The sequence below is a fragment of the Halomonas elongata DSM 2581 genome (genome assembly GCF_000196875.2).
Lineage (GTDB): Bacteria > Pseudomonadota > Gammaproteobacteria > Pseudomonadales > Halomonadaceae > Halomonas > Halomonas elongata.
Genome location: NC_014532.2, coordinates 3845126 through 3865765 on the forward strand (window position 1 = coordinate 3845126; position 20640 = coordinate 3865765).

General features: G+C 64.9%; 22 protein-coding genes. 13 read left to right on the plus strand and 9 right to left on the minus strand.

Annotation, left to right across the window (positions count from 1 at the left end; translation table 11 throughout):
• Positions 1-8: 8 nt before the first annotated feature.
• On the plus strand, positions 9-452 hold the full coding sequence (locus HELO_RS18030) for a universal stress protein (protein ID WP_013334031.1): 444 nt from the start codon (positions 9-11) through the stop codon (positions 450-452).
• Positions 453-584: 132 nt separating this feature from the next.
• Positions 585-1337: an FKBP-type peptidyl-prolyl cis-trans isomerase gene (locus HELO_RS18035; RefSeq protein ID WP_049786258.1), complete on the plus strand. Its 753-nt coding sequence runs from the start codon at positions 585-587 to the stop codon at positions 1335-1337.
• A 73-nt stretch (positions 1338-1410) separates the two neighbouring features.
• Here the strand turns inward: HELO_RS18035 and HELO_RS18040 are convergent, their stop codons facing one another.
• Positions 1411-2007, minus strand: a complete 597-nt coding sequence (locus HELO_RS18040; protein WP_013334033.1) for an SCO family protein — start codon at positions 2005-2007, stop codon at positions 1411-1413.
• Positions 2008-2184: 177 nt separating this feature from the next.
• On the opposite strand from HELO_RS18040, the gene HELO_RS18045 reads away from it, so the two are divergent.
• Positions 2185-3099 (plus strand): AEC family transporter, encoded by a 915-nt coding sequence (locus HELO_RS18045; RefSeq protein ID WP_013334034.1) that lies wholly within the window; start codon positions 2185-2187, stop codon positions 3097-3099.
• A 248-nt stretch (positions 3100-3347) separates the two neighbouring features.
• On the opposite strand, the gene HELO_RS18050 is transcribed toward HELO_RS18045, so the two are convergent.
• Complete coding sequence (locus tag HELO_RS18050; RefSeq protein WP_013334035.1) at positions 3348-4232, minus strand: LysR substrate-binding domain-containing protein; 885 nt, start codon at positions 4230-4232, stop codon at positions 3348-3350.
• A gap of 110 nt (positions 4233-4342) precedes the next feature.
• Here HELO_RS18050 and HELO_RS18055 point away from each other — a divergent pair, with 110 nt between their 5' ends.
• Positions 4343-5470 (plus strand): DMT family transporter, encoded by a 1128-nt coding sequence (locus HELO_RS18055; RefSeq protein WP_223248567.1) that lies wholly within the window; start codon positions 4343-4345, stop codon positions 5468-5470.
• Here the strand turns inward: HELO_RS18055 and trmB are convergent.
• The 3 genes from trmB to thiS form a co-directional block, all read right to left on the minus strand.
• Positions 5394-6125: a tRNA (guanosine(46)-N7)-methyltransferase TrmB gene (gene trmB, locus HELO_RS18060; protein WP_013334037.1), complete on the minus strand. Its 732-nt coding sequence runs from the start codon at positions 6123-6125 to the stop codon at positions 5394-5396. The two genes, HELO_RS18055 and trmB, sit on opposite strands and share 77 nt — an antisense overlap.
• Positions 6126-6209: 84 nt before the next feature.
• Positions 6210-7007, minus strand: a complete 798-nt coding sequence (locus HELO_RS18065) for a thiazole synthase (RefSeq protein WP_013334038.1) — start codon at positions 7005-7007, stop codon at positions 6210-6212.
• A gap of 165 nt (positions 7008-7172) precedes the next feature.
• The gene (gene thiS, locus HELO_RS18070; protein ID WP_013334039.1) at positions 7173-7373 is read right to left on the minus strand and encodes a sulfur carrier protein ThiS; all 201 of its coding nucleotides are present in this window, start codon (positions 7371-7373) and stop codon (positions 7173-7175) included.
• A 101-nt stretch (positions 7374-7474) separates the two neighbouring features.
• On the opposite strand from thiS, the gene HELO_RS18075 reads away from it, so the two are divergent.
• Positions 7475-7858: a DUF423 domain-containing protein gene (locus tag HELO_RS18075; protein WP_013334040.1), complete on the plus strand. Its 384-nt coding sequence runs from the start codon at positions 7475-7477 to the stop codon at positions 7856-7858.
• Positions 7859-7875: 17 nt separating this feature from the next.
• On the opposite strand, the gene HELO_RS18080 is transcribed toward HELO_RS18075, so the two are convergent.
• Both HELO_RS18080 and HELO_RS18085 read right to left on the minus strand, forming a co-directional pair.
• Positions 7876-8289 carry a PaaI family thioesterase gene (locus HELO_RS18080; protein WP_013334041.1) on the minus strand — a complete coding sequence of 138 codons (414 nt, stop codon included), beginning with the start codon at positions 8287-8289 and terminating at the stop codon, positions 7876-7878.
• Positions 8290-8396: 107 nt separating this feature from the next.
• A complete protein-coding gene (locus HELO_RS18085; RefSeq protein WP_013334042.1) occupies positions 8397-10571 on the minus strand; it encodes a malate synthase G in 2175 nt (724 codons plus the stop codon).
• A gap of 239 nt (positions 10572-10810) precedes the next feature.
• Between HELO_RS18085 and HELO_RS18090 the strand changes: the two genes are divergently transcribed.
• The 3 genes from HELO_RS18090 to HELO_RS18100 all read left to right on the plus strand — a co-directional run bounded on the left by HELO_RS18090 (position 10811) and on the right by HELO_RS18100 (position 13715).
• Positions 10811-11791, plus strand: a complete 981-nt coding sequence (locus HELO_RS18090; RefSeq protein ID WP_013334043.1) for an alpha/beta hydrolase — start codon at positions 10811-10813, stop codon at positions 11789-11791.
• Complete coding sequence (locus tag HELO_RS18095) at positions 11788-12270, plus strand: hypothetical protein (protein ID WP_041602269.1); 483 nt, start codon at positions 11788-11790, stop codon at positions 12268-12270. Before HELO_RS18090 ends, HELO_RS18095 begins: the two co-directional genes overlap by 4 nt.
• A gap of 575 nt (positions 12271-12845) precedes the next feature.
• Positions 12846-13715, plus strand: coding sequence for a WYL domain-containing transcriptional regulator (locus HELO_RS18100; protein ID WP_013334044.1), 870 nt, complete (start codon positions 12846-12848; stop codon positions 13713-13715).
• Between the two features lie 33 nt (positions 13716-13748).
• Here the strand turns inward: HELO_RS18100 and HELO_RS18105 are convergent, their stop codons facing one another.
• Positions 13749-14300 (minus strand): porin family protein, encoded by a 552-nt coding sequence (locus HELO_RS18105; protein WP_013334045.1) that lies wholly within the window; start codon positions 14298-14300, stop codon positions 13749-13751.
• 128 nt (positions 14301-14428) lie between these two features.
• The gene (gene betT / locus HELO_RS18110; RefSeq protein WP_013334046.1) at positions 14429-16489 is read right to left on the minus strand and encodes a choline BCCT transporter BetT; all 2061 of its coding nucleotides are present in this window, start codon (positions 16487-16489) and stop codon (positions 14429-14431) included.
• Between the two features lie 272 nt (positions 16490-16761).
• On the opposite strand from betT, the gene HELO_RS19300 reads away from it, so the two are divergent.
• From HELO_RS19300 to HELO_RS18135, 5 genes are read left to right on the plus strand one after another with little or no spacing between them, the layout of a single operon-like run.
• Positions 16762-16911, plus strand: coding sequence for a hypothetical protein (locus tag HELO_RS19300; RefSeq protein ID WP_174208846.1), 150 nt, complete (start codon positions 16762-16764; stop codon positions 16909-16911).
• Positions 16911-17645: a metal ABC transporter ATP-binding protein gene (locus HELO_RS18120; protein ID WP_013334047.1), complete on the plus strand. Its 735-nt coding sequence runs from the start codon at positions 16911-16913 to the stop codon at positions 17643-17645. Before HELO_RS19300 ends, HELO_RS18120 begins: the two co-directional genes overlap by 1 nt.
• Complete coding sequence (locus HELO_RS18125) at positions 17629-18519, plus strand: metal ABC transporter permease (RefSeq protein ID WP_013334048.1); 891 nt, start codon at positions 17629-17631, stop codon at positions 18517-18519. The genes HELO_RS18120 and HELO_RS18125 overlap by 17 nt, the downstream gene beginning before the upstream one ends.
• Positions 18520-18539: 20 nt before the next feature.
• A complete protein-coding gene (locus HELO_RS18130) occupies positions 18540-19646 on the plus strand; it encodes a metal ABC transporter solute-binding protein, Zn/Mn family (RefSeq protein WP_013334049.1) in 1107 nt (368 codons plus the stop codon).
• A gap of 15 nt (positions 19647-19661) precedes the next feature.
• The gene (locus HELO_RS18135) at positions 19662-20579 is read left to right on the plus strand and encodes a LysR family transcriptional regulator (RefSeq protein WP_013334050.1); all 918 of its coding nucleotides are present in this window, start codon (positions 19662-19664) and stop codon (positions 20577-20579) included.
• Positions 20580-20640 lie beyond the last annotated feature (61 nt).

Sequence of the window (20640 nt, forward strand, 5' to 3'; positions counted from 1 at the left end):
AAGGTGAGATGTTCAATCGGATCATGGTGCCGGTCGACGGCTCCAAGGGCGCCGTCAAGGCGCTGGAAAAGGGCGTGGGCCTGCAGCAACTGACCGGCGCCGAACTCTATATCCTCTGCGTGTTCAAGCACCACAGCCTGCTCGAGGCCTCGCTGTCGATGGTCCGCCCCGAACAGTTGGACATCCCGGACGACGCCCTCAAGGATTACGCCACCGAGATCGCCGTCCAGGCCAAGACACGCGCCACCGAGTTGGGCGTACCGGCCGACAAGGTGCGCGCCTTCGTCAAGGGCGGACGCCCCTCGCGCACCATCGTGCGCTTCGCCCGCAAGCGAGAGTGCGACCTGGTCGTGATCGGTGCCCAGGGCACCAACGGCGACAAGAGCCTGCTGCTGGGCAGTGTCGCCCAGCGTGTCGCCGGCTCGGCGCACTGTCCCGTCCTGGTCGTCTGACGCTTTCCCGCGCCGGTTCATCGGACCAGATACCGCATCCAGCACATGGATGCGGAACCCGTCCGGCCCTGTTAGAGTCCCATGGGTTCCATACACTCATGGCGCCAAGGCGCCGGACTACAAGGCTTTTCCATGAAGACACTGCTGACTTCCGCGTCACTGGCGGCTCTGTTGACCGCCGCTCCCTTGGCACTGGCCGCTCCCGACTCCGATCAGGAACGACTGGGCTACAGCCTCGGCGTGACCCTGGGCAAGAGCATCCAGCAGGATGTCTCCGACCTCGACATCGACTCTTTCACCCAGGCCATCCGTGACGTCTACGCCGGTGATGAGCTGGCCATGACCGACCAGGAAATGGCCGACACCCTGGCCAAGTTCCAGCAGCAGGCCCAGGAGAAGCGCGCCGCCGAAGCCGAGAAACGTGCCGAGGCCAACAAGGCCGAAGGCGAAGCCTACCTCGAGGAAAACGCGGAAAAGGACGGCGTCACAGTCACCGACTCGGGCCTGCAGTATCGTGAACTGGAATCCGGCGACGGCGCCACGCCGAGTGCTGAAGACACCGTCAAGGTCAACTATGAAGGCAAGCTGATCGACGGCACCGTCTTCGACAGCTCCTATGAACGCGGTGAGCCGGTTAGCTTCCGTGTCGGCCAGGTCATCGACGGTTGGCAGGAAGCCCTGCAGCTGATGAGCGTGGGCGACACCTGGGAGATCGCGATTCCCTCCGACCTGGCCTACGGCGCCCAGGGCCAGGGGCCGATCGGTCCCAACGAAACCCTGATCTTCAAGGTCGAGCTGCTCGACGTCACGCCCGCCGAAGCCGCCGAGAGCGCCAGTGACGAACAAAGCGCCGACACCGAAGGCGACGACGCCTCCGCCGAGTAACGCCTGGACATCACGTCCCTCGCACGGCCGGCTCCATGGAGCCGGCCGTCGTCGTTCAGGCCGGAAGCGTCGCTCACATGGCGTCGAGCGCCTCGTCCAGCGCTGCCTTGAGCGGGCCCGGCGTCGGCGAATGCAGGACACGCCGGTGGATCTCGCCGTGCCGATCCACCAGATAGAGCGAGGCGGTGTGGTCGACGGTATACTCCATGGCCGATTCCGGCGCCTCGACCTTGCGCCACACCACGCCGTAGCGCTCGGCGATCTCCTCGATCTGCTCAATGCTGCCGGTCGCTCCGATGAAGTCCTCGCCGAAAGAGGCGAGATACTCCTCTAGCCTTGCCAGAGTATCGCGCTCGGGATCGACGGAAATCATCACCGGCACCACCCGCTCGCGACGCTCGGCGGGTAGCTGCTGGCGTACCTGACGCACCACCGCCAGGCTCATGGGGCAGACATCCGGGCACCAGGTATAACCGAAGAAGATCACCGCGAGCTGGTCCTCATCCAGCCGGGACAGCGCAAACTCACCCTGGGTCGACGGCAAGACGATGGGGCCGCCCTCCGGTTCACCCTCGCCCTTACCGTTCCACCACTGATGGGCCAGCAGGCCGATCGCCGCCAACAGCACGACTCCCACTACCGCCAGGTATCGCCAACGCCGTGTCACCATGGGTCGCTCCTTGTCCGCTGACGCCACGCCCGCATCACGAGCACTCGAACGGGGCGATGAAGTCACGCCGCCGATGATGGCAAGATAGCCCCTTGGGATAGTCCCTTGAAAGCATCGGCTCCAGGCCTTTGCCGAACGCGGCTGGCCTGTCGCGAGCCGAACCTAGGAGGAGATGTCATGGAAGGCGTGGCGGGAGCCCTGGGCCCCCTCTTTCTGTTGATTCTGCTGGGCGCGCTGCTCGGCCGTCTCGACCAGCCCGGGGGCGATTTCTGGCCACGGATGGAGCGGCTGATCTATTTCCTGCTGTTCCCCGCCATGCTGCTCTCGACCCTGGCCGGCGCCGATATCCATCAGGTGCCGGTAGGCCGCCTGGCCCTGGTACTGCTCGGCACCATGAGCTTGCTGGGAGTGGCGCTCTGGATCGCGAACCGCTGGCTGGGCCTGGCGGCACCGGCCTTCACCTCGGTGTTTCAGGGTGCCCTGCGCTTCAATACCTATGTCGGCGTGGCCGGCGCTGCCGCGTTGCACGGCGAGGCCGGTGCCACCGTCGCGGCGGTGGCCGTGGCACTGATGGTGCCGGTCGTGAACGTCCTGTGCGTCACCAGCTTCGTCGCCGCCGGCACTCTCGGCACCGGCGGCTTGCGCGCGAGCCTGGCGGCCCTGGCCCGCAACCCCCTGATCCTGGCCTGCCTGCTGGGCATCGCCCTGAACCTCAGCGGCATCGGCCTGCCCGGCTGGAGCGCTCCCACGGTGGAACTGCTCGGTCGAGCCGCCCTGCCGCTCGGCCTGGTGGCAGTAGGCGTCGCCCTGCGACCACAAGCGTTATTACGACTCGATCTCGGCGTCTGGGCCGCCAACCTGGCCAAGCTGGTCCTGATGCCGGCCCTGGTGCTCGGCTTTGCCCTGGTCCTGCGCCTGGATCCGGTCAGTCGAGATATCGCCCTGTTGTTCGCCGCGCTGCCCACCGCCACGTCCGCCTATATCCTGGCCCGCCAGCTCGGCGGCGATGCCGAGCTGATGGCCGCCCTGATCACCGGTCAAACGCTGCTCGCCATGGCCTCGCTGCCCCTGTGGCTACGCCTGGTTGGTTGATCGAGCATGGCGGGAGCACTCTAAACAAAGCACTTAATAAAAAAAATTCTCGTTTGCGTTGACAGGTCAAATGAGAATGATTTACTCTTCATCACATGGCGTTGATGAGGCGCCATGCTTGGGCAAGGTTCCTGCCAGTCTCTTGCTCAGGTTTCTCCTCCTCATTGCTAGTCACGGTCTTTTGCCGCCCCGCCCAGGGCGGCTTTCTTTTTTTGGACCTCATCACGCTCGAGCCCTGCCGATGCTCGTCACTGCCGCTGCCCGAGCTGCCGCTTGACCAGTTCACCCAGCGCCTCCACCGCTGGCCAGGATGCCGCGGAAACTTGTCGCCCATAGTGGAGCTGAGCCTCGCAGCCCCGCAGAACAGGCAGGCCTTCCGCTTCCCCCAGCTCCCGCATGGCCGGCGTCAGACGATCACGCTCGAGGATGCTCACCGCCAGCCCCGACTCCACCGCGGTTTCCACCGCATGGATGCTGGTACTGGTGAAGACCGCGTGCCAGGGACGATCAATCGCCCCCAATGCCTCGACCCCCAGCTGCCGATAAGGACAATCCTCGGGGTGGAGCGCCAACGGCAGGGGTTGATCCGCCGTCAACACGAGTTCCCGGGCCCCGGCCCAGACCGGCGTGGAGCGCCACAACGGCTCGCCGCCACTGAGCCGATGGGGCCGATCGAGGGCCACGATCAGTGACAGCTCGCCCCGCTCGAGACGACGTGCCAGTTCGCCACTGGGCGCCGTGACCGCCTCCAGCACCACGTCCGGATGCCGTGCCAGGAAATCCGGCAGCAGGCGTCCGACCAGTCGACTGGCGTAATCCTCCGGCATGCCGAAACGCACCTGCCCGCTCAGCCCTCGCCCACTGATCCTCGCGACCAGGCCATCGTGTCTGCGCAGCAGTTCCCGCGCTTCGCCCAGCAGGGCCTCGCCATTGGGCGTCGGTGTGACGCCCCGCGCCCCTCGTATCAGCAGCGTGGTATCCAGCCGCGCCTCCAGTCGCTTGATCTGCATGCTCAACGCACTGACGGTGCGATGGCGCTGCTCGGCCGCCGCCGCCAGAGTGCCCAGCCGCGCAACCGCCACGAAGCTGCGCAGCGCCTCGAGGTCCAGCGAGTCCGACAAGACTTCAGCCATATTGAATGCTCGCTACAATAAGTTTCGATTCACGAAACACTTTAGACCCGTCAGGCTATCCAGACCAGCGAACCAGACCCACCATCCCAGGCGCCAAGTCCGGAGGTAGCATGACGGGCACCACACATCGACTTCGACACATCGCGCTATCACGCTTTTCACCGGCCATGGGCGGCCTGGCCGTGGCTATCGGTTTCGTGGTGTGCTGGAGCAGTGGCTTCGTGGGCAGCCGGCTGGCGGTCGCCATCGACACGCCGGTCGTGGCGCTCTATGCCTGGCGCTTCGCCCTGGCCACGCTGCTGGCCGGGGGCTGGTGGTGGTGGCGATCCCGCCGGCGCGCCGAGCGCGGTCTGGATCGCCGGGCACTGGCGCACGAGGCACTGGTCGGCAGCCTGACCGTAGGTGGTTACTTGCTGACCATGCTGCTGGCGGTCAAGGCGGGCGTCAGCGCCGAGGTCGCGGCACTGATCGGCGCGCTCCAGCCATTGGCGGCCATCACCCTGGCCAGTGGCTGGCTCGGTGAGCACACCCGCCCCTTGCAGTGGCTGGGCATGACGGTGGCAACCCTGGGCGCCGCTTTGAGCGTCCTGGACGATCTGCGGGATGTCGGCGGTGCACCGCTCTGGGCTTACGGCCTGCCGTTGCTGGCCGTGGCCTGCGTGACCCTGGGCAGTGCCCTCACGGCGCGGCAACCGGTGGCGCTACCGCTGGAAGCTCGCCTGACCGCACAGCTGACGGCCGCCACTGGCGTCTTCTTCCTCGCCGCTATCGGCATGGGCAGCTCCCTGGCACCACCGGCACCGAGCCAGGACACCCTGACGGCCCTGGCCTGGCTGATCGTGCTGGCCACCTTCGGCGGTTACGGTTTCTTCGTGGAAAGCCTGCGGCGCTTCGGCGTGGGACACAGCGCCGGCCTGATCGCGCTGACACCGGCGGTGACGCTCGCCTGGACGGCGCTGATGTTCGGTGAGCTCCCGGGCATGCTGGGGGCCATCGGCATGCTGCTCGGCCTCATCGGCGCCGGTGCCGCCCTGTACGCCGGCCGCCAGCGAGGACGCGGCGCAGGAGGACACGTCGACACGGCAAGTCCGACAGGCCGCTGGAGCGAACGCCCTGCCATGCGTCCCACAGCTCCGGCGTCGACCCTCGACCGCAGTGGCGTCAGCCGTCGTCGCGACGGTGAATCAGATCCCAGACACCATGTCCCAGACGCTCCCCGCGGGCCTCGAACTTGGTGAGCGGGCGATAGGCAGGACGCGGCACATAGGGTGCGGTATCCGCATCGGCGGTATTGGCATAGCCTGGCGCCTCCACCATCACCTCGGCCATCCACTCTGCGTAGGCCTCCCAGTCGGTGGCCATGTGCAGGGTGCCGCCCGGCTTGAGACGGGTGCGAACCAACTCGACGAAGGCCGGCTGGACGATGCGCCGCTTGTGATGCTTCTTCTTCGGCCAGGGGTCGGGGAAGAATAGCTGGACGGTGTCCAGGCTGGACTCGGGCAGGCAGCGCTCGAGCACTGCCAGGGCATCCTCGCGGTAGACCCGCAGGTTGGTGAGACCACGCTTGTCGGCCTCGTCGAGCAGCTTGCCGACGCCGGGGGCATGCACCTCGATACCGATGAAGTCGGTATCGGGATGCGATTCGGCCTGTTCGATCAGCGACGCGCCCATGCCGAAACCGATCTCCACCACGCGGGGCGCCCGGCGCCCGAACAGGGCATCCAGATCCTGGCGCCCCTCATCGAGCGTCATGCCCAGGCGTGGCCAGACCTCCTCGAGGCCGCGGGTCTGGGCGGCCGTCATGCGACCGGCGCGCAGCACATAACTCTTGATGCCGCGACGATGCAGCGGGGCGTCCGGGCTCTCGGGACCGGTGGTATCGGGTTCGTTCATGCGTGGTTCACTATCGGGTCACTGGGTCGGAAAACGTTATCGGAAAACCCCTCCGGCAACGCCGGCACGGGCAATCGGCAGCGATCAGGCGTTGATGCGGCCACTCATGGGCGAAGACGCCTCGGCCTCCTGGCGACGCGGCATGCGACCGGCCAGGAAGGCCTCACGCCCGGCGTTCACCGCCTGTCGCATGGCGCTGGCCATCAGCACCGGCTGCCGGGCATGGGCGATGGCGGAGTTCATCAGCACACCATCGCAGCCCAGCTCCATGGCCTGGGCAGCCTCGGAGGCAGTACCGATGCCGGCGTCGATCAGGACCGGCACGCTGGCCTGTTCGATGATCAGGCGAATGTTGTGGGGATTCTGGATGCCGTGGCCGGAGCCGATCAGCGAACCGAGCGGCATCACCGCGCAGCAGCCCAGGCGCTCGAGTTCACGGGCAACGATGGGATCGTCGCTGGTGTACACCATGACATCGAAGCCGTCGTTGACCAGCGTCTCGGCGGCGGACAGGGTCTCCACGACATTGGGATAGAGGGTCGACTCGTCGCCCAGCACCTCGAGCTTGACCAGGTTGTGGCCATCCAGCAGTTCCCGGGCCAGGCGGCAGGTACGCACTGCGTCCTTGGCGGTGAAGCAGCCGGCGGTATTGGGCAGCAGGGTATAACGCTCCGGGGACACCACATCGAGCAGATTCGGCGCCGACGCATCCTGTCCCAGATTGGTGCGGCGAACCGCGAAGGTCACCACCTCGGCTCCGCTGGCAGCGATCGCCGCGCCGGCCTCATCGAAATCGCGATACTTGCCGGTCCCCACCAGCAACCGCGAGCTGAATTCACGGCCGGCGACCCGCAGCGGCGTATCCTGAATGAAATCGGTCATGCGTGTTGAGACTCCTGTGGCTCGTGAATGACGATGCTGGCGGTGTGCGTCCGGGCGCCGGAAGTCGGCGAGCGAAGGTAGGCAAGAATTGTCGAGAGAACGTACGACTCTTGAGACAATTTTTAACGCCGTATATAGCCGAGCGCAGGCACTTCCCGGGCAGGCCTAGCCGCCGCCGATCGCATGGACGATTTCCACCCGATCCCCATCGGCCAGGCGCGTATCACCATGGACGCTCTTCGGCACGATCTCCTCATTGACCTCCACGGCGATGCGTCGGCCGGTCAGGCCAAGGGTCTCGACCAGTTGCGCGACCGAAATCTCGCTGTCCAGATGTTTCGCTTCGCCATTGAGATGAATCTGCATGGCATCCTCTTGCATCTCGTCAGTGGCTTTCGCGGGGCACTATTGTAGCGCCTCAGTCGCGCGGCGGGTACGGTAAGCGCGTCACCGATGGAGAATCCACGATGCACGACCGACCCTGGTGGTTGACGACGGCGCTGTCCGGCGCCCTGATGGTGGTGTTCGGCGCTTTCGGCGCCCACGTCCTGGCGAACGAACTGACACCGCGCGCGATGGCCGCCTTCGAGACCGGCGTACGCTATCAGGCCTGGCACACCCTGGCGATGCTCGGCGTGCTGGCCTGGCGCGCGGCCGTGCCACTGCCCGGCCAGCGCCTGGTACTGGCCCTCTGGGCGGGCGGCATGCTGTTGTTCTGCGGGTCGCTGTACGGCCTGACACTCTCCGGCCAGAGCTGGCTCGGGCCGATCACACCGCTGGGTGGCCTGCTGCTGATACTGGGATGGCTGGCCCTGGCCATCGCCGTGTTGCGAGCCCGCCCTGGCGCCTGAAGCCCAAGTGGCGAGCTTCAGTCGCTGTCGGGCAGCGCATAGGTCGCCGTCACCAGCGCCACTGGCGCGTCGTCACCGGCGGAGAACAACTGCACCTCGCCAACGGCCAGACGACTGCCCAGCTTGACGAGGCGCGCATTGGCGATGAGATCGCGATCGCCCCGGGCCCGCCGCAGGAAGCGACAATGCAAATCGCTGGTGACCGCCATCGGCTCCGGGCCGATCTGCGCCAGGATCGCCACATAGAGGCAGACATCGGCCAGCCCCATCATGGTCGGCCCGGAGACACAGGCTCCGGGCCGCAGGTGCTCGTCCTCGATGGCCAGACTCATGGTCGCGCACATCTCGTCGACGCCTTCGATGGTACCGGCTCGTTGTGGAAAGACCTCGTCGAGAAACTCCTCGATGGCGGCGGCGGTCATCACGGTCATGGGGCTCTCCCTGCGACGGTTATCAGGCATTGGCCCCAAGATAGCCCAGCGACGCGCATCAGGATATCCCGCGATCCACGTATCGCGTGCCCGTAGCCTGTAACCGATCAGGCGCCCTTGTGAACGGCGCGCCAGTGGTGCAGCAGCGGCTCGGTGTAACCGGCGGGCTGCTCGAGTCCCTTGAAGATCAGATCGGAGGCGGCCTGGAAGGCATGGGAGGCCGAGAAGTCGGCGCTCATCGCCGTATAGTCCGGATCTCCGGCGTTCTGCTCGTCGACGACCTTCGCCATGCGCTCCAGGGTATCCCGCACCCGGGCCTCGTCCACCACGCCGTGGTGCAACCAGTTGGCCACGTGCTGGCTGGAGATACGCAGGGTCGCGCGATCCTCCATCAGGCCGACATCATGGATATCCGGCACCTTGGAGCACCCCACGCCGTGCTCGACCCAGCGCACCACATAGCCGAGGATCCCCTGGCAGTTGTTGTCGAGCTCCTGCTGAATCTCGTCGTCGCTCCAGTCCGGGCGCTCGGCCACCGGCACGGTCAGCAGCTCGTCCAGGCAATCGGGTTCTCCCTGGGTCTCGAGCTCGCGCTGCACCTCGGCCACGCTGACCTGGTGATAATGCAGCGCATGCAGGGTGGCCGCCGTGGGAGATGGCACCCAGGCAGTGTTGGCGCCGGCCTTGGGGTGGCCGATCTTCTGCTCGAGCATCGCCGCCATCAGATCCGGCATGGCCCACATACCCTTGCCGATCTGGGCGTGGCCCCGCAGCCCGCAGGCCAGGCCGGTCTGGACGTTGCTGCGCTCGTAGGCACCGATCCAGGCGCTATTCTTCATGTCTCCCTTGCGGATCATCGGGCCGGCTTCCATGGTCGAGTGCATCTCGTCGCCGGTGCGATCGAGGAAGCCGGTGTTGATGAACACCACGCGCGAAGTGGCCTCGGCGATACATGCCTTGAGGTTCACCGAGGTGCGGCGTTCCTCGTCCATGATGCCCATCTTCAGGGTGTCGCGGGTCATGCCCAGCAGGTCTTCGACGCGCTCGAAGAGCGTATCGGCGAAGGCGACTTCCTTCGGGCCATGCATCTTGGGCTTGACGATGTACACCGAGCCCTCGCGGGAGTTGCGCGGCTCACCCTCGCCCTTGGCCAGGTCGTGCAGGGCGATCAGGCTGGTGACGACGGCATCGAGGATGCCCTCAGGCAGTTCATTGCCCTCGGCATCGAGTACCGCCGGCGTGGTCATGAGATGGCCGACATTGCGCACGAACAGCAATGAGCGTCCCGGCAGGGTCACTTCGCCACCCGCGGGATTACGCCAGGTACGATCATCGTTGAGACGACGCGTGAAGGTCTTGCCACCCTTGTCGATCTGGGTTTCCAGGTCACCCTTCATCAGGCCCAGCCAATTGGCGTAGACCTCGACCTTGTCTTCGGCATCCACCGCGGCCACGGAGTCCTCGCAGTCCATGATGGAGGTCAGCGCCGCCTCCACGACCACGTCCTTGACTCCGGCGGGATCGGTCTTGCCGATGGGATGGCCGGCATCGATCTGGATCTCCAGATGCAGGTCGTGATTGGCCAGCAGCACCGCATCGGGCGCTTCGGCTTCCCCCTGGAAGCCCACCAGCTTGCCGGGTTCCTTGAGGCCGGTCTCGCGGCCGCCCTCAAGAGTGACGACGAGATGCCCGTCGCGCAGGGCATACTTGACCGCCTCGCCATGGGAACCGGTGGCCAGGGGAGCGGCGCGATCCAGCACGCCCCGGGCATAGGCGATCACCTTCTCGGCACGCTTGGGGTTGAAGCTCTCGCCACGCTCGGCGCCTTCCGTATCGGCGATGGCGTCGGTGCCATACAGGGCGTCGTACAGGCTGCCCCAACGCGCATTGGCGGCATTCAGGGCATAGCGGGCATTGTTGACCGGCACCACCAGCTGCGGTCCGGCCTGCACGGCGATCTCGCGATCCACCTTGGTGGTGGTGACCTCGACATTCGCCGGCGCCTCGACCAGATAACCGATCTTCTCGAGAAAGGCGCGATAGGCCGCCATGTCACGTACCGGCCCTGCGTTGTCGCGGTGCCAGGTATCGAGCTCGGCCTGCAGGCGCTCCCGCTCGGCGAGCAATTCGCGGTTTTGGGGTGTCAAATCGTGAAAGAGGGCGTCCACGCCGGCCCAGAAGGCTTCGGGATCGACACCGGTTCCCGGCAGAGCCTGTTCGTTGATGAAGCGGTCCAGCTCGGCGGCCACTTGAAGGCGATGGCGGGTGATGCGTTGGGTCATGGGTCGTTCTCCTTATGCGTGGCAGTTCGGCGCCCCCTGGCACCGAGCGGCCGGACAGCGAAGGGTGACTGCTCGCTAATAATTTTGTGGAAAATCATTCCACATGTAAAGCCGAGGGAGGCGCGTTGCGCCACGATATCGACCAAATGACGAGACGCAGCCGACGCTTTTCCCTCGATATCATGGCTGGCTCCCGCGCCAGCATGACGCTAGCATGGGCGGGCACAGCAGAGGATGCGATGAGCGATTTCACACCCCTACAGGAACTCGGCCCTCTGGCACCGGTCGAGCAGGCCGGCCAGGCGCTGGAATGCTACCTGGATCATTATGGCCTGAGCCCGTTGCTCGCCGGGACGATGGACCTGCACGTGGGTTATGTGGATGCTCACGGCTTTCGGCTCTGGACCCAAGTGTGGACGCCCCAGGACCCCATCGGCACGATCTGGGTGGTGCATGGCTACTACGATCACCTGGGGCTCTACCGCCACCTGCTCGAATGCCTGCTGGAACGCAACTGGCGCGTGGTGCTGTGGGACCTCCCCGGACACGGCCTTTCCAGCGGCCCGCGAGCCTCCATCGGCGACTTCGACGAATACGGCGCCTGCCTGAACGACCTGCGCCAGGAGCTCGAGTCGCGAGAGCTGGTCGCTCCCCCCTGGGTCGGAATCGGCCAGAGCACCGGAGCGGCAATACTCGCCACCGACGCCCTCACGCGAGACGATAACAGCTACTGGCAAGGCCTCGCCCTGCTGGCCCCGCTGGTGCGCCCCTGGGGCTGGTCTCAATCCAGCTGGCTGCATCGGCTGGTGGGTCCCTTCGTGCGCTCGGTGCCTCGGCGCTTCCGCGAAAACTCCACCGACAGCGACTTCGCCGCCTTCCTCCGTGAAGGCGACCCACTGCAGCCGGATCGCCTGGCCATGGAATGGGTCGATGCCATGCGCCGCTGGATGCCACGCCTGCTGGCCCTGCCACCCAGCCGCGTTCCCACACTGATCCTGCAGGGCGAACAGGATTCGACCGTGGACTGGGAATGGAACCTCGACGTGCTCGACCGCAAATTCCCCAACGCCGAGATCTGCCGCCATCCCGAAGCCCGGCACCACCTGGTCAACGAGGCCGAATCGATACGCCGCTCCCTGTTCGCGGACCTGGCGCGCTTCCTCGCCGACCTGGAAGAAGGCTTCGAGGCCCTGCCTCCCGAAAGGCGACGCTGCTCATGACCCAACGCATCCTGACACTGCTGATGCTGTCGGTTCTCCTCGCCGGCTGCGCCGCCGCTCCGGAACGCCCCAAGACCGTGCGTCAGGCGTTGTTCGGGCTCGGTGAACGCGCCGCCGAACAGGTGGCCGCCTCACCGACACTGCCCACGCCCGCCACCGATCAGGTGCTGCTGCTGGCCACGCCGGAGATCGACCCCGACCTGGGACTCTCCGACGAGCGTTTGATGGAGAGCCTGACCCGCGCCCTGCTCGGGCTCGACGACGGCCCCCAGGTGCTCGACTGGCGCCCCGCCCTGGCCGACGCAGGGCGCAACCAATGGCGCCTGGACAGCCGCTTGAACGCCTCGGCACCACGCCTGCAACTCTCCGACCGCGAACTGCTGCCCTACCGCTTGACCCTGACCCTGCGCCGCCCCGGCAGTGACCAGGCACTATGGCAGGCCCATATCGACGGTGCCCTCGACGCTACCGCGTTGTGACACACCGCCTGCCAGGCCGACCATCTCGAGGGTCTTGAGCATTCTTACGCTTCGTCCCCGCGAGTGCGGGGACCGGCTGCTCGAGCACAAGCGTGAACAAGAGGAGTACGGTTCATCCCCGCGGGTGCGGGGACCGGCCCAGGGCGATGCCTGGCACCAGGGCGGCGCGCGGTTTATCCCCGCGGGTGCGGGGACCGGTCCAAGTGTAGCCACTTGTTTTGCAAGCGGAAAATCGCCAATGGAATTTCCACCGGCGATTCTGCTTATTTCTTGATCAGTCTGGATTATTAAAGAGCCAATAAAATCAGCCAGTTGTCTAAAGCAGTAGAAATCGCACCAACCGTGCCCATTCGCCACCCAATAGCAGCGACATCCCAGACCGCGACGCGGCGGCAAATGGCGCTATCACATCATTCCCCTGGCCTCCCTGCCCAGGTGACGCGACACATTCCATCCAAGCACGCTCCTTGCCTTCCCGCCACCTCTGAACATCCATCCACACGACTCTTCAACCCGGCCCCGATTCGAGGCATTATCATCGGGATCGAATATGGCAACCATGGATGGAGGCCGTCATGAATGCGCACACGCCCCTTGCCTGGGATACCCTGGCACGCTATCGGCTGATCGAGATTCTGTCACTGTGGGAAGGTCGGGTAGCCGCCAGTCAGATTGGTGAGGCGTTCGGCGTCGGTCGTCAGCAGGCCCAGAAGGTGCTGCGGCGCTATCGGGATCTGGCCCCGGAGAACCTGCATTACGACGAAACCCGCCATGGCTTTCTGCCCAGTCCCGACTTCCTGCCCCGCTTCACCCAAGGGCGGGCCGATGAGTACCTGCACCTGTTGAATGCCCACGATACCCTGAACTCGCCTTTCGCTGGCCTCAGCATGGGCGCGGCAAACACCGAGTCGCTGCCAATGCCGAACCGGTCGATATCCCCGCAAGTGGTACGGGAGGTGGTCAAGGCGGCTCGGGAGAGGCGCCGGCTGGAAGTGACGTATGCCTCTTTCTCGAACCCGGAGGGCCAGGATCGCATTCTCGTGCCGCACACGTTGGTATTCGCCGCCGGGCGCTGGCATGTGCGCGCCTATTGCGAGAAGCATCGCAACTATCGGGATTTCGTGTTGAGCCGCTTTCGCGGCGTGCCGGAGGATGCAGGCCCCATGCTCGGCAGGCATGATGCCGAGCATGACGAACGCTGGCAGACCCGCGTGGCGGTGCGCCTGATTCCCGATCGGCGTCTTCCACAGGCCGAACGAGATCTGCTGGCACTGGACTACGCCATGCACGACGGCGAACTGGAACTGTACTGTCGCGGCCCTTTGGTGCGCTATGCCCTGCGCGAGCTGGGCGTCAACCCGCACCATGCGGAGGCCAATCCCCGTGCCCAGCAGATCGAGATCGCCAACCGGGAGTCCCTGGCCGCCTGGATTCTCTGGTCCTGAGTCATGGCCTGGCGCCCCGCATCGGTTCTCGGATCAAAAGGTGTAGACCGCGCTGGCCGTCACCATGTCGAGGTCGCCGATCTCGTCGGTATCGAGGCGCTCGAGCTCCAGACGGCCAGTCAGGCCGAATAGACCGAACCTTGCACCCACGCCGTAGACCGGGTCGGTACCGGAGGGGTCGCCGCTGATGCCGTGACCGCGCCGATCGGCATCCCAATCGGCCATGCCGGCCTTGGCATAGAGCCCCAGCGGCCCGAGACTCCAGCCCAGCACGCCGGTGGCCTGGAAGCTCTCGACATCGAGACTGGCCGAGTGGCCATTCGCTTTACCATCGAGCGTACCGGTGTTGACGTAGGCCAGCTCTGCACCCACGTCCAGGAAGGGCAACCAGCCAAAGTTGTAACCGCCGATCAGCTTCCAGTGCTCGGCCTCGTCATCGAAGTTGCCATCGCCATGCGTCTGGCCGACACCGCCGCCGAGATAGAAGCCGGTATCGCCGGTAGCGAAAGCATTGGGCGCCGCCAGGGCCAGCAGGCCAGCCACTCCCAGAGCGCCGAGCGTCGGCAATGTGCGTTCGAGAGACATTTCGTCATCCTTGCGAAAGGAAAGTAAGCCAACAGTCTATCAGGCCGCCCCCGCCGGCATGGCAACAAAAGAAAACGCCGCCGGCCCCTCAAGGGACCGGCGGCGTATCGGTGCCAACCTGAGCCAGGTCAGGCCGGCGGTTGCTCGGGACTATCCGGCATGTTGATATGCCCCGGCTCCATCCGATTGAGGTGCAGGAACTGCATGTGCCGCTCGTACTGATCGAGCACATCCTCAATCACCTGCTCCCGGTTGTATCCCATCAGGTCATATCCCTGGCTACCTTCCATCAGGTAGACCTCGACCCGGTAGTAACGCTTGTCGGCCTGAGGCGTATGCATGGCGAAGCCCGGCGTGGGGAAGCCCTGACTCCACACCTGATAGGTGAAGTTCTGCTCGTCCTGCAGGTCGACATTCAGGGACATGTAATCATAGCCGTTCTGCACGCCCTGATTGACCTCCACTTCGACCCCCTGCTCGCTCAGGGAGTCGCGCACGGCCTCCAGTGCCGGCAGGCAAGTCTCGTTCATGAAACGCTTGGCCTGCTTCTCGTTGGGAAAACTCATGGCACGCCTGATGCGATGCTGCCAGTTGTCACGCTTGTCGCGTCCACCAACGGTACGTCCGGACAGGTTGCTGGACAGGCTGAGCATCCGGCTGTCCTCCTTGAAGGCTTCCATCTTCAATGCCCTGTGCAGCCCGGCGATGATGAAGAACAGCACGATCGAGAATGGCAGACCGGTGATGACCACGGCACTCTGCAGGGCGCCCAGTCCCCCGGCAAGCAGCAAGGAGAGCGTCAACACACCGATCACGGCCGACCAGAGGATGCGCATCCAGATCGGTGCGTCGGAATTGACGTTCTTCAAGATCGACGTGAAGTTCGACAGCACCAGGGCACCGGAGTCTCCCGAGGTAACGAAGAACACGATGGCCAGAATGCTGACTGCCATCGTGGTGACGATGGGTGCCGGATACTCCTCGAGGAACAGATAGATCCCCGCCGGCGGATTTTCCATGATGCGCTGACCGAAGTCGCTGGCACCGTTCATGGCCATGTCGATGGCACTGTTACCCAGCAGGGACATCCACAGGATCATGAAGATGATCGGCAGTGTCAGCGTGCCCAGCACGAAGGTACGGATAGTGCGACCACGCGAGATACGCGCCAGGAAGAGGCCCACGAAGGGACCCCAGGCGATCCACCAGGCCCAGAAGAACAGCGTCCAGGCATTGAGCCAGTCCTCGGGAGGATCGAAGGCATAGGTGTTGAACGACATCTCGACAAAGCCCGAGAGGTAATCGCCGATGTTCATTACCAGGGCATTGAGCAAAAAGACGGTCTTGCCGGCGAAGAGCACGAACAGCAGCAGCAGTACGGCCAGCAGGATATTGAACTCGGAAAGCCGGCGAATGCCACGCTCCACCCCGGTGATGGCCGAAATGGTGGCGAACAGCACGATACCGAGCACCAGCACGACCTGAGTCCAGGTACTCTCGGGAATGCCGAACATGTAATCCAGCCCGAAGTTGAGCTGGATGACACCAATACCCAGGCTGGCCGCGATACCGAATACCGTGCCGAGAACGGCCGCTGTATCGACAGCATGCCCGATAATGCCGTAGATACGCTGCCCGAAGATCGGATACAGGGCGCTGCGAATGGTCAGCGGAAGATTGTGGCGGTAACTGAAAAAGGCCAGCGCCATGCCGATCAGGGTATAGATGCCCCAGCCGGACAAGCCCCAATGCAGAAAGGTCAACTGCATGGCGTGGCGTGCCGCGGCAACCTGTCCGTCGGGGGCTTCCGGTGCGTTGTAGAACTGGGTCACTGGCTCGGCCAGGGCGAAGAAGATGACCCCGATGCCGATACCCGCCGAGAACAGCATGGCGGACCAGGAGAACAGGTTGAAGTCGGGTCGCGAGTGCTCTGGGCCGAGACGTATCTTGCCATAGCGGGAAAAGCCCAGATAAATCACGAAGCCCAGATAGATCACGACGGTCAGAAAGTAGTACCAACCGAAGGTCTGGGAGATCCAGCCCAGCACAGCGCCGATCACGGCATTGGCCTGCTCGGTGAGCAGCATCGTCCACAATGAAAAGGCGACAATACCGACGACGGAGCTATAGAAGACGACCGGATTGAGGCGATCGCGCTCCTCGACCTCCTTGTGCGTATCCGTGGTCATAGAATGAACCCATTTTGTTGAGAAAAGGGAGAAGAATGCGGACTAAAAATAGCCGCATGACCAGACTATACCCGGCCAAGGTCGCTGCATCGCAACAATTTGCCCCATGGATGTCAACGCGGCTTTCCTGACACGAGCGGAGGGCCACCACGCACTCCCTGGCCTCGTCCTGGAACCCCCCGCCTCTGTCCGCCTCGCCAGGGTAACGGATCCGTTTGGCCTCACCCGTTATGTTATGTTATAACCTCTGCGCCTTATCGGAGGTCTTCATCATGGCGCATCGTTCTCACCGTCACCGCCCCGAGGGGCCGTGCCATTTTTCCTTGATGTCGCTTTCCGCGACGCGTCGCCTGCTGCTCGTCGCGGCGCCGCTGGCCCTGCTGTGGCTGGCGGTGGCCTGGGTGCTTGGGGGAATTGGCTGATGGCACGCCTGCAACTCCACGACCTGCAGCTCGCGCGAAGCGGGCAGACCGTCCTCGAGCATCTCGACGGCAGCTTCCAGGATGGCGCCATCACCGCCCTGATCGGTGCCAACGGCGCCGGCAAGAGCACCTTGATTTCGGCGATCATGGGCATGCTGCCGCCGGTGGCCGGCCGCGTGGAATGCAAGGTGCCCAGGGAACGTTGCGCCTGGCTACCCCAGCAGCTCGCCCTGGACCTGACCTTCCCGATGAGCGTCGAGGAACTGATCATGACAGGCACCTGGCCGAGTCATGGCGCCCTGAAGGGATACTGCGCCGCGCATTATCGCCGGGGCCGCGAGATCATGGGCCAGTTGGGCATCTCTCATCTGGCCCACCGCCAGTTGGGCGAGCTCTCCGGCGGCCAGCGCCAGCGCGCCCTGATCGGTCGCACCCTGATGCAGGAAGCCGAACTGCTGCTGCTCGACGAGCCCTTCGCCAACGTCGACGGTGAGACCGTCGAGGTCCTGATGGAGGTGCTGCGCGACATGGCCACCGCCGGCGCCACCATTCTGGTCGTGCTGCACGACATGGAGCAGCTGTCACGCCTGGCCGACGACGTGCTGTTGCTGGCCAGCGGCCATGGCCGCTGGGTCGGCACCGAGGCCCTGCTCGATCATCACACGGGCCAGCCGGCCCGCGCCCCTCGTCTGCCCATCGACTTTTCGGATCTTCCCCATGCTGGCACTGCTTGACGCCTGGCTGCTCGCCCCCTTCGATTACGGCTTCATGAGCCGTGCCGCCGTCGCCGGCCTGGCCCTGTCGCTGGCCGCTCCGCCCCTTGGCGTCTTCCTGATGCTGCGTGGCATGAGCCTGATCGGCGACGCCATGTCCCACGCCATCCTGCCCGGCATCGCGCTGGGCTTTCTGTTCGCCGGCTTCTCGCTGCCGATCATGAGCCTCGGCGGCATTCTCTCGGGGTTGGTCGTGGCGGTGCTGGCCGGCAGCGTCTCGCAGATGACCGGTCATCGCGAGGACTCGGCCATGGCCAGTTTCTTCCTGATCTCGCTGGCCGCCGGCGTCATGCTGGTGTCATTGGGCGGTAGCAGCGTGGACCTGACGCATGTGCTGTTCGGCTCGGTACTGGCCGTGGACACCACTGCCCTGCTGCTGATCACCAGCATCGCCACCCTGATCGTGCTGGCCCTGGCGGTCATCTTCCGCGCCCTGGTGGTCGAGTGTCTCGACCCGCTGTTCCTGCGCGGCCAGGGCGTGCGCGGCGGCCTGGTGCATGGTGTCTTCCTGGGCCTGGTGGTGCTCAACCTCACCGCCGGTTTCCAGACCCTGGGCACCCTGATGGCCGTGGGCCTGATGATGCTGCCGGCCACCACCGCGCGCTTCTGGAGCCAGCGTCTGGAAGGCCTGATCATCATCGCCATCGGCATAGCCCTGTTCGCCAACCTGGGTGGGCTGCTGCTGTCGTATCACTTCAGCCTGCCCTCCGGTCCGGCAATCATCCTGCTCGCCGGCCTGGCATACATCGCCTCGGCACTGTGCGGCCGCCACCACAGCCTAATCGCTCGCCACCGGCGTCGCGCCGCTCCTCTGGGCGCCCCCGCTCCCCACTGACTTTCCAGGAGATTCTCCCGATGCCATTCACCATCCCCTTCAAGCGCCATGCCGCGCTGATCGCCGGCCTCTCCGCTCTGCTGGCCACGCCGAGCGTCCTGGCCGAGGAACGCGTGCAGGTCATCGCCAGCTTCAGCATCCTGGCCGATATGGTCGAGCAGGTGGGCGGCGAGCATGTCGAGGTCGACGCCCTGGTCGGCCCGAATGGCGACGCCCATGTCTATTCGCCTCGTCCCGACGATGCTCGCAACCTGGCGCACGCCGACCTGGTGGTGTTCAACGGCATGCACTTCGAGGGCTGGATGGAACGCCTGCTGGAAGCCGGCGACTACGAGGGCCCCAAGGTCGTGGCCACGGCAGGCATCGCGACCCAGGAAGAAGCAGCAGACAGTCAGGACCACGCTCACGCGCGCCACGACCATGCCGATCATGACCACGGCGAGCACGATCACTCGGGACACGATCACGCCGAGCATGACCACTCGGACCATGATCACGCAGCGCACAATCATGCCGAACATGGCCACTCAGGGCACGATCATGACCATGCTCATCACGGCCATGGCCACCTGCATGATCATGGCGGGCAAGACCCGCATGCCTGGCTGGACCCGATGCTCGGCAAGACCTATGTGTCCAATATCCGCGACGGCCTGATCGCCGCCGATCCGGCGCATGAAGCGGAATACCGCCAACGGGCCCAGGCGTACATGGCCGAGCTGGAAGCCCTGGACGCCGAGATCCGCGAGCAGATGTCAGCTCTTCCCGAATCCACCAGCATCATCACCGGCCACGATTCCTTCGGGTATTTCGCGAAGGCCTATGGCGTCAGCTTCCTGTCGCCGGTGGGCCTGTCGACAGCCTCCGAACCCAGCGCCGCCGGCATGGCCGAGTTGATCGACGTAATCAAAGCCAACGACGTCCGCGCGCTGTTCCACGAGAACATGACCAGCCCGGCGCTCATCGACCAGTTGGCCGAGGAAACCGGACGTCCGGTGGCCGGCACCCTCTACTCCGGTGCCCTGGCGCCCGAAGGCGAGGCCAGCACCTATATCGGCATGATGCGCCACAACGCCCACGTGCTGCACGATGCCCTGGCCGAGCCGGAGCATGACCACGAGCACTGATCACCGGGGAGCCCCATGAACCAGCTCGATGCCATGACGGCCTTCGTGCGTGTCGCCGAACTGGGCAGCTACACCCGGGCGGCCGAAGCGCTCGCCTTGTCGCGCACCCGAGTGTCGCGGCTGGTCATGGAGCTGGAAGAGCACCTGCAGGCACGCCTGCTGCAACGCACCACTCGGCGCCTGCACCTGACCGAGGTCGGTGAGCGTTATCTGGCCCATGCCCAGGGCATCCTGCAGGCACTGGAGGATGCCCGGGCCGAAGTCGGTGCCGATGTCCACGCCATGCATGGACATCTGCGCCTCAATGGCCCGATGAGCTTCGGCATTCGCCACCTGTCGCCGCTAGTGGCGAGCTTCATGGTCCAGCATCCCGAATTGCAGGTTCGCCTGGATCTCAACGACCGACGTGTCGATCTGCTGGAGGAAGGCTACGATCTGGCCATTCGCATTGGCGATCTGCCCGACTCCACCCTGGTGGCTCGCCGCCTGACGCACTGTCGGATGGTGCTATGCGCCTCGCCCGAGTACCTGGCAACTCATGGCGCACCACGCCGTCCGGAGGAAATCGCCGGGCACCGCTGCCTGCGCTATCTGGGCGCCTACAGCGGCGATTGGCAACTGGGAGGACAACAGCACGATATTTCGGGTCCTCTGGAAAGCAATAATGGGGATGTTCTCACTCCGGCCGCAGAAGCCGGTCTCGGCATCGCCCACCAGCCCAGTTTCCTGGTAGCCGACAGCATCCGTGCCGGCCGCCTGGTACCGATTGGCACCGACTGGCCGCCCCAGATACTTGGTGTGCACGGCATCTATCCGGCAAGGCGGCACCTCCCGACCAAGGTAGCGCGCTTTCTGGATTTCCTCGCCGATGCCTGGGGCGACCCTCCAATTTGGGAACATGACCTAGGATTGTCGCCAATATCGCAACAGTGATGTTCATGTACTGCTGATTATCCCGGTGAAGTATCGAGATAGAGTGATCCCCATCATCACA

Excerpts from the sequence above, each read along its gene's own strand:
- HELO_RS18030 (WP_013334031.1), top strand. The coding sequence starts at position 9 with ATGTTCAATCGGATCATGGTGCCGGTCGACGGCTCCAAGGGCGCCGTC.
- HELO_RS18035 (WP_049786258.1), top strand. The coding sequence starts at position 585 with ATGAAGACACTGCTGACTTCCGCGTCACTGGCGGCTCTGTTGACCGCC.
- HELO_RS18040 (WP_013334033.1), bottom strand. The coding sequence starts at position 2,007 with ATGGTGACACGGCGTTGGCGATACCTGGCGGTAGTGGGAGTCGTGCTG.
- HELO_RS18045 (WP_013334034.1), top strand. The coding sequence starts at position 2,185 with ATGGAAGGCGTGGCGGGAGCCCTGGGCCCCCTCTTTCTGTTGATTCTG.
- HELO_RS18050 (WP_013334035.1), bottom strand. The coding sequence starts at position 4,232 with ATGGCTGAAGTCTTGTCGGACTCGCTGGACCTCGAGGCGCTGCGCAGC.
- HELO_RS18055 (WP_223248567.1), top strand. The coding sequence starts at position 4,343 with ATGACGGGCACCACACATCGACTTCGACACATCGCGCTATCACGCTTT.
- trmB (WP_013334037.1), bottom strand. The coding sequence starts at position 6,125 with ATGAACGAACCCGATACCACCGGTCCCGAGAGCCCGGACGCCCCGCTG.
- HELO_RS18065 (WP_013334038.1), bottom strand. The coding sequence starts at position 7,007 with ATGACCGATTTCATTCAGGATACGCCGCTGCGGGTCGCCGGCCGTGAA.
- thiS (WP_013334039.1), bottom strand. The coding sequence starts at position 7,373 with ATGCAGATTCATCTCAATGGCGAAGCGAAACATCTGGACAGCGAGATT.
- HELO_RS18075 (WP_013334040.1), top strand. The coding sequence starts at position 7,475 with ATGCACGACCGACCCTGGTGGTTGACGACGGCGCTGTCCGGCGCCCTG.
- HELO_RS18080 (WP_013334041.1), bottom strand. The coding sequence starts at position 8,289 with ATGACCGTGATGACCGCCGCCGCCATCGAGGAGTTTCTCGACGAGGTC.
- HELO_RS18085 (WP_013334042.1), bottom strand. The coding sequence starts at position 10,571 with ATGACCCAACGCATCACCCGCCATCGCCTTCAAGTGGCCGCCGAGCTG.
- HELO_RS18090 (WP_013334043.1), top strand. The coding sequence starts at position 10,811 with ATGAGCGATTTCACACCCCTACAGGAACTCGGCCCTCTGGCACCGGTC.
- HELO_RS18095 (WP_041602269.1), top strand. The coding sequence starts at position 11,788 with ATGACCCAACGCATCCTGACACTGCTGATGCTGTCGGTTCTCCTCGCC.
- HELO_RS18100 (WP_013334044.1), top strand. The coding sequence starts at position 12,846 with ATGAATGCGCACACGCCCCTTGCCTGGGATACCCTGGCACGCTATCGG.
- HELO_RS18105 (WP_013334045.1), bottom strand. The coding sequence starts at position 14,300 with ATGTCTCTCGAACGCACATTGCCGACGCTCGGCGCTCTGGGAGTGGCT.
- betT (WP_013334046.1), bottom strand. The coding sequence starts at position 16,489 with ATGACCACGGATACGCACAAGGAGGTCGAGGAGCGCGATCGCCTCAAT.
- HELO_RS19300 (WP_174208846.1), top strand. The coding sequence starts at position 16,762 with ATGGCGCATCGTTCTCACCGTCACCGCCCCGAGGGGCCGTGCCATTTT.
- HELO_RS18120 (WP_013334047.1), top strand. The coding sequence starts at position 16,911 with ATGGCACGCCTGCAACTCCACGACCTGCAGCTCGCGCGAAGCGGGCAG.
- HELO_RS18125 (WP_013334048.1), top strand. The coding sequence starts at position 17,629 with ATGCTGGCACTGCTTGACGCCTGGCTGCTCGCCCCCTTCGATTACGGC.
- HELO_RS18130 (WP_013334049.1), top strand. The coding sequence starts at position 18,540 with ATGCCATTCACCATCCCCTTCAAGCGCCATGCCGCGCTGATCGCCGGC.
- HELO_RS18135 (WP_013334050.1), top strand. The coding sequence starts at position 19,662 with ATGAACCAGCTCGATGCCATGACGGCCTTCGTGCGTGTCGCCGAACTG.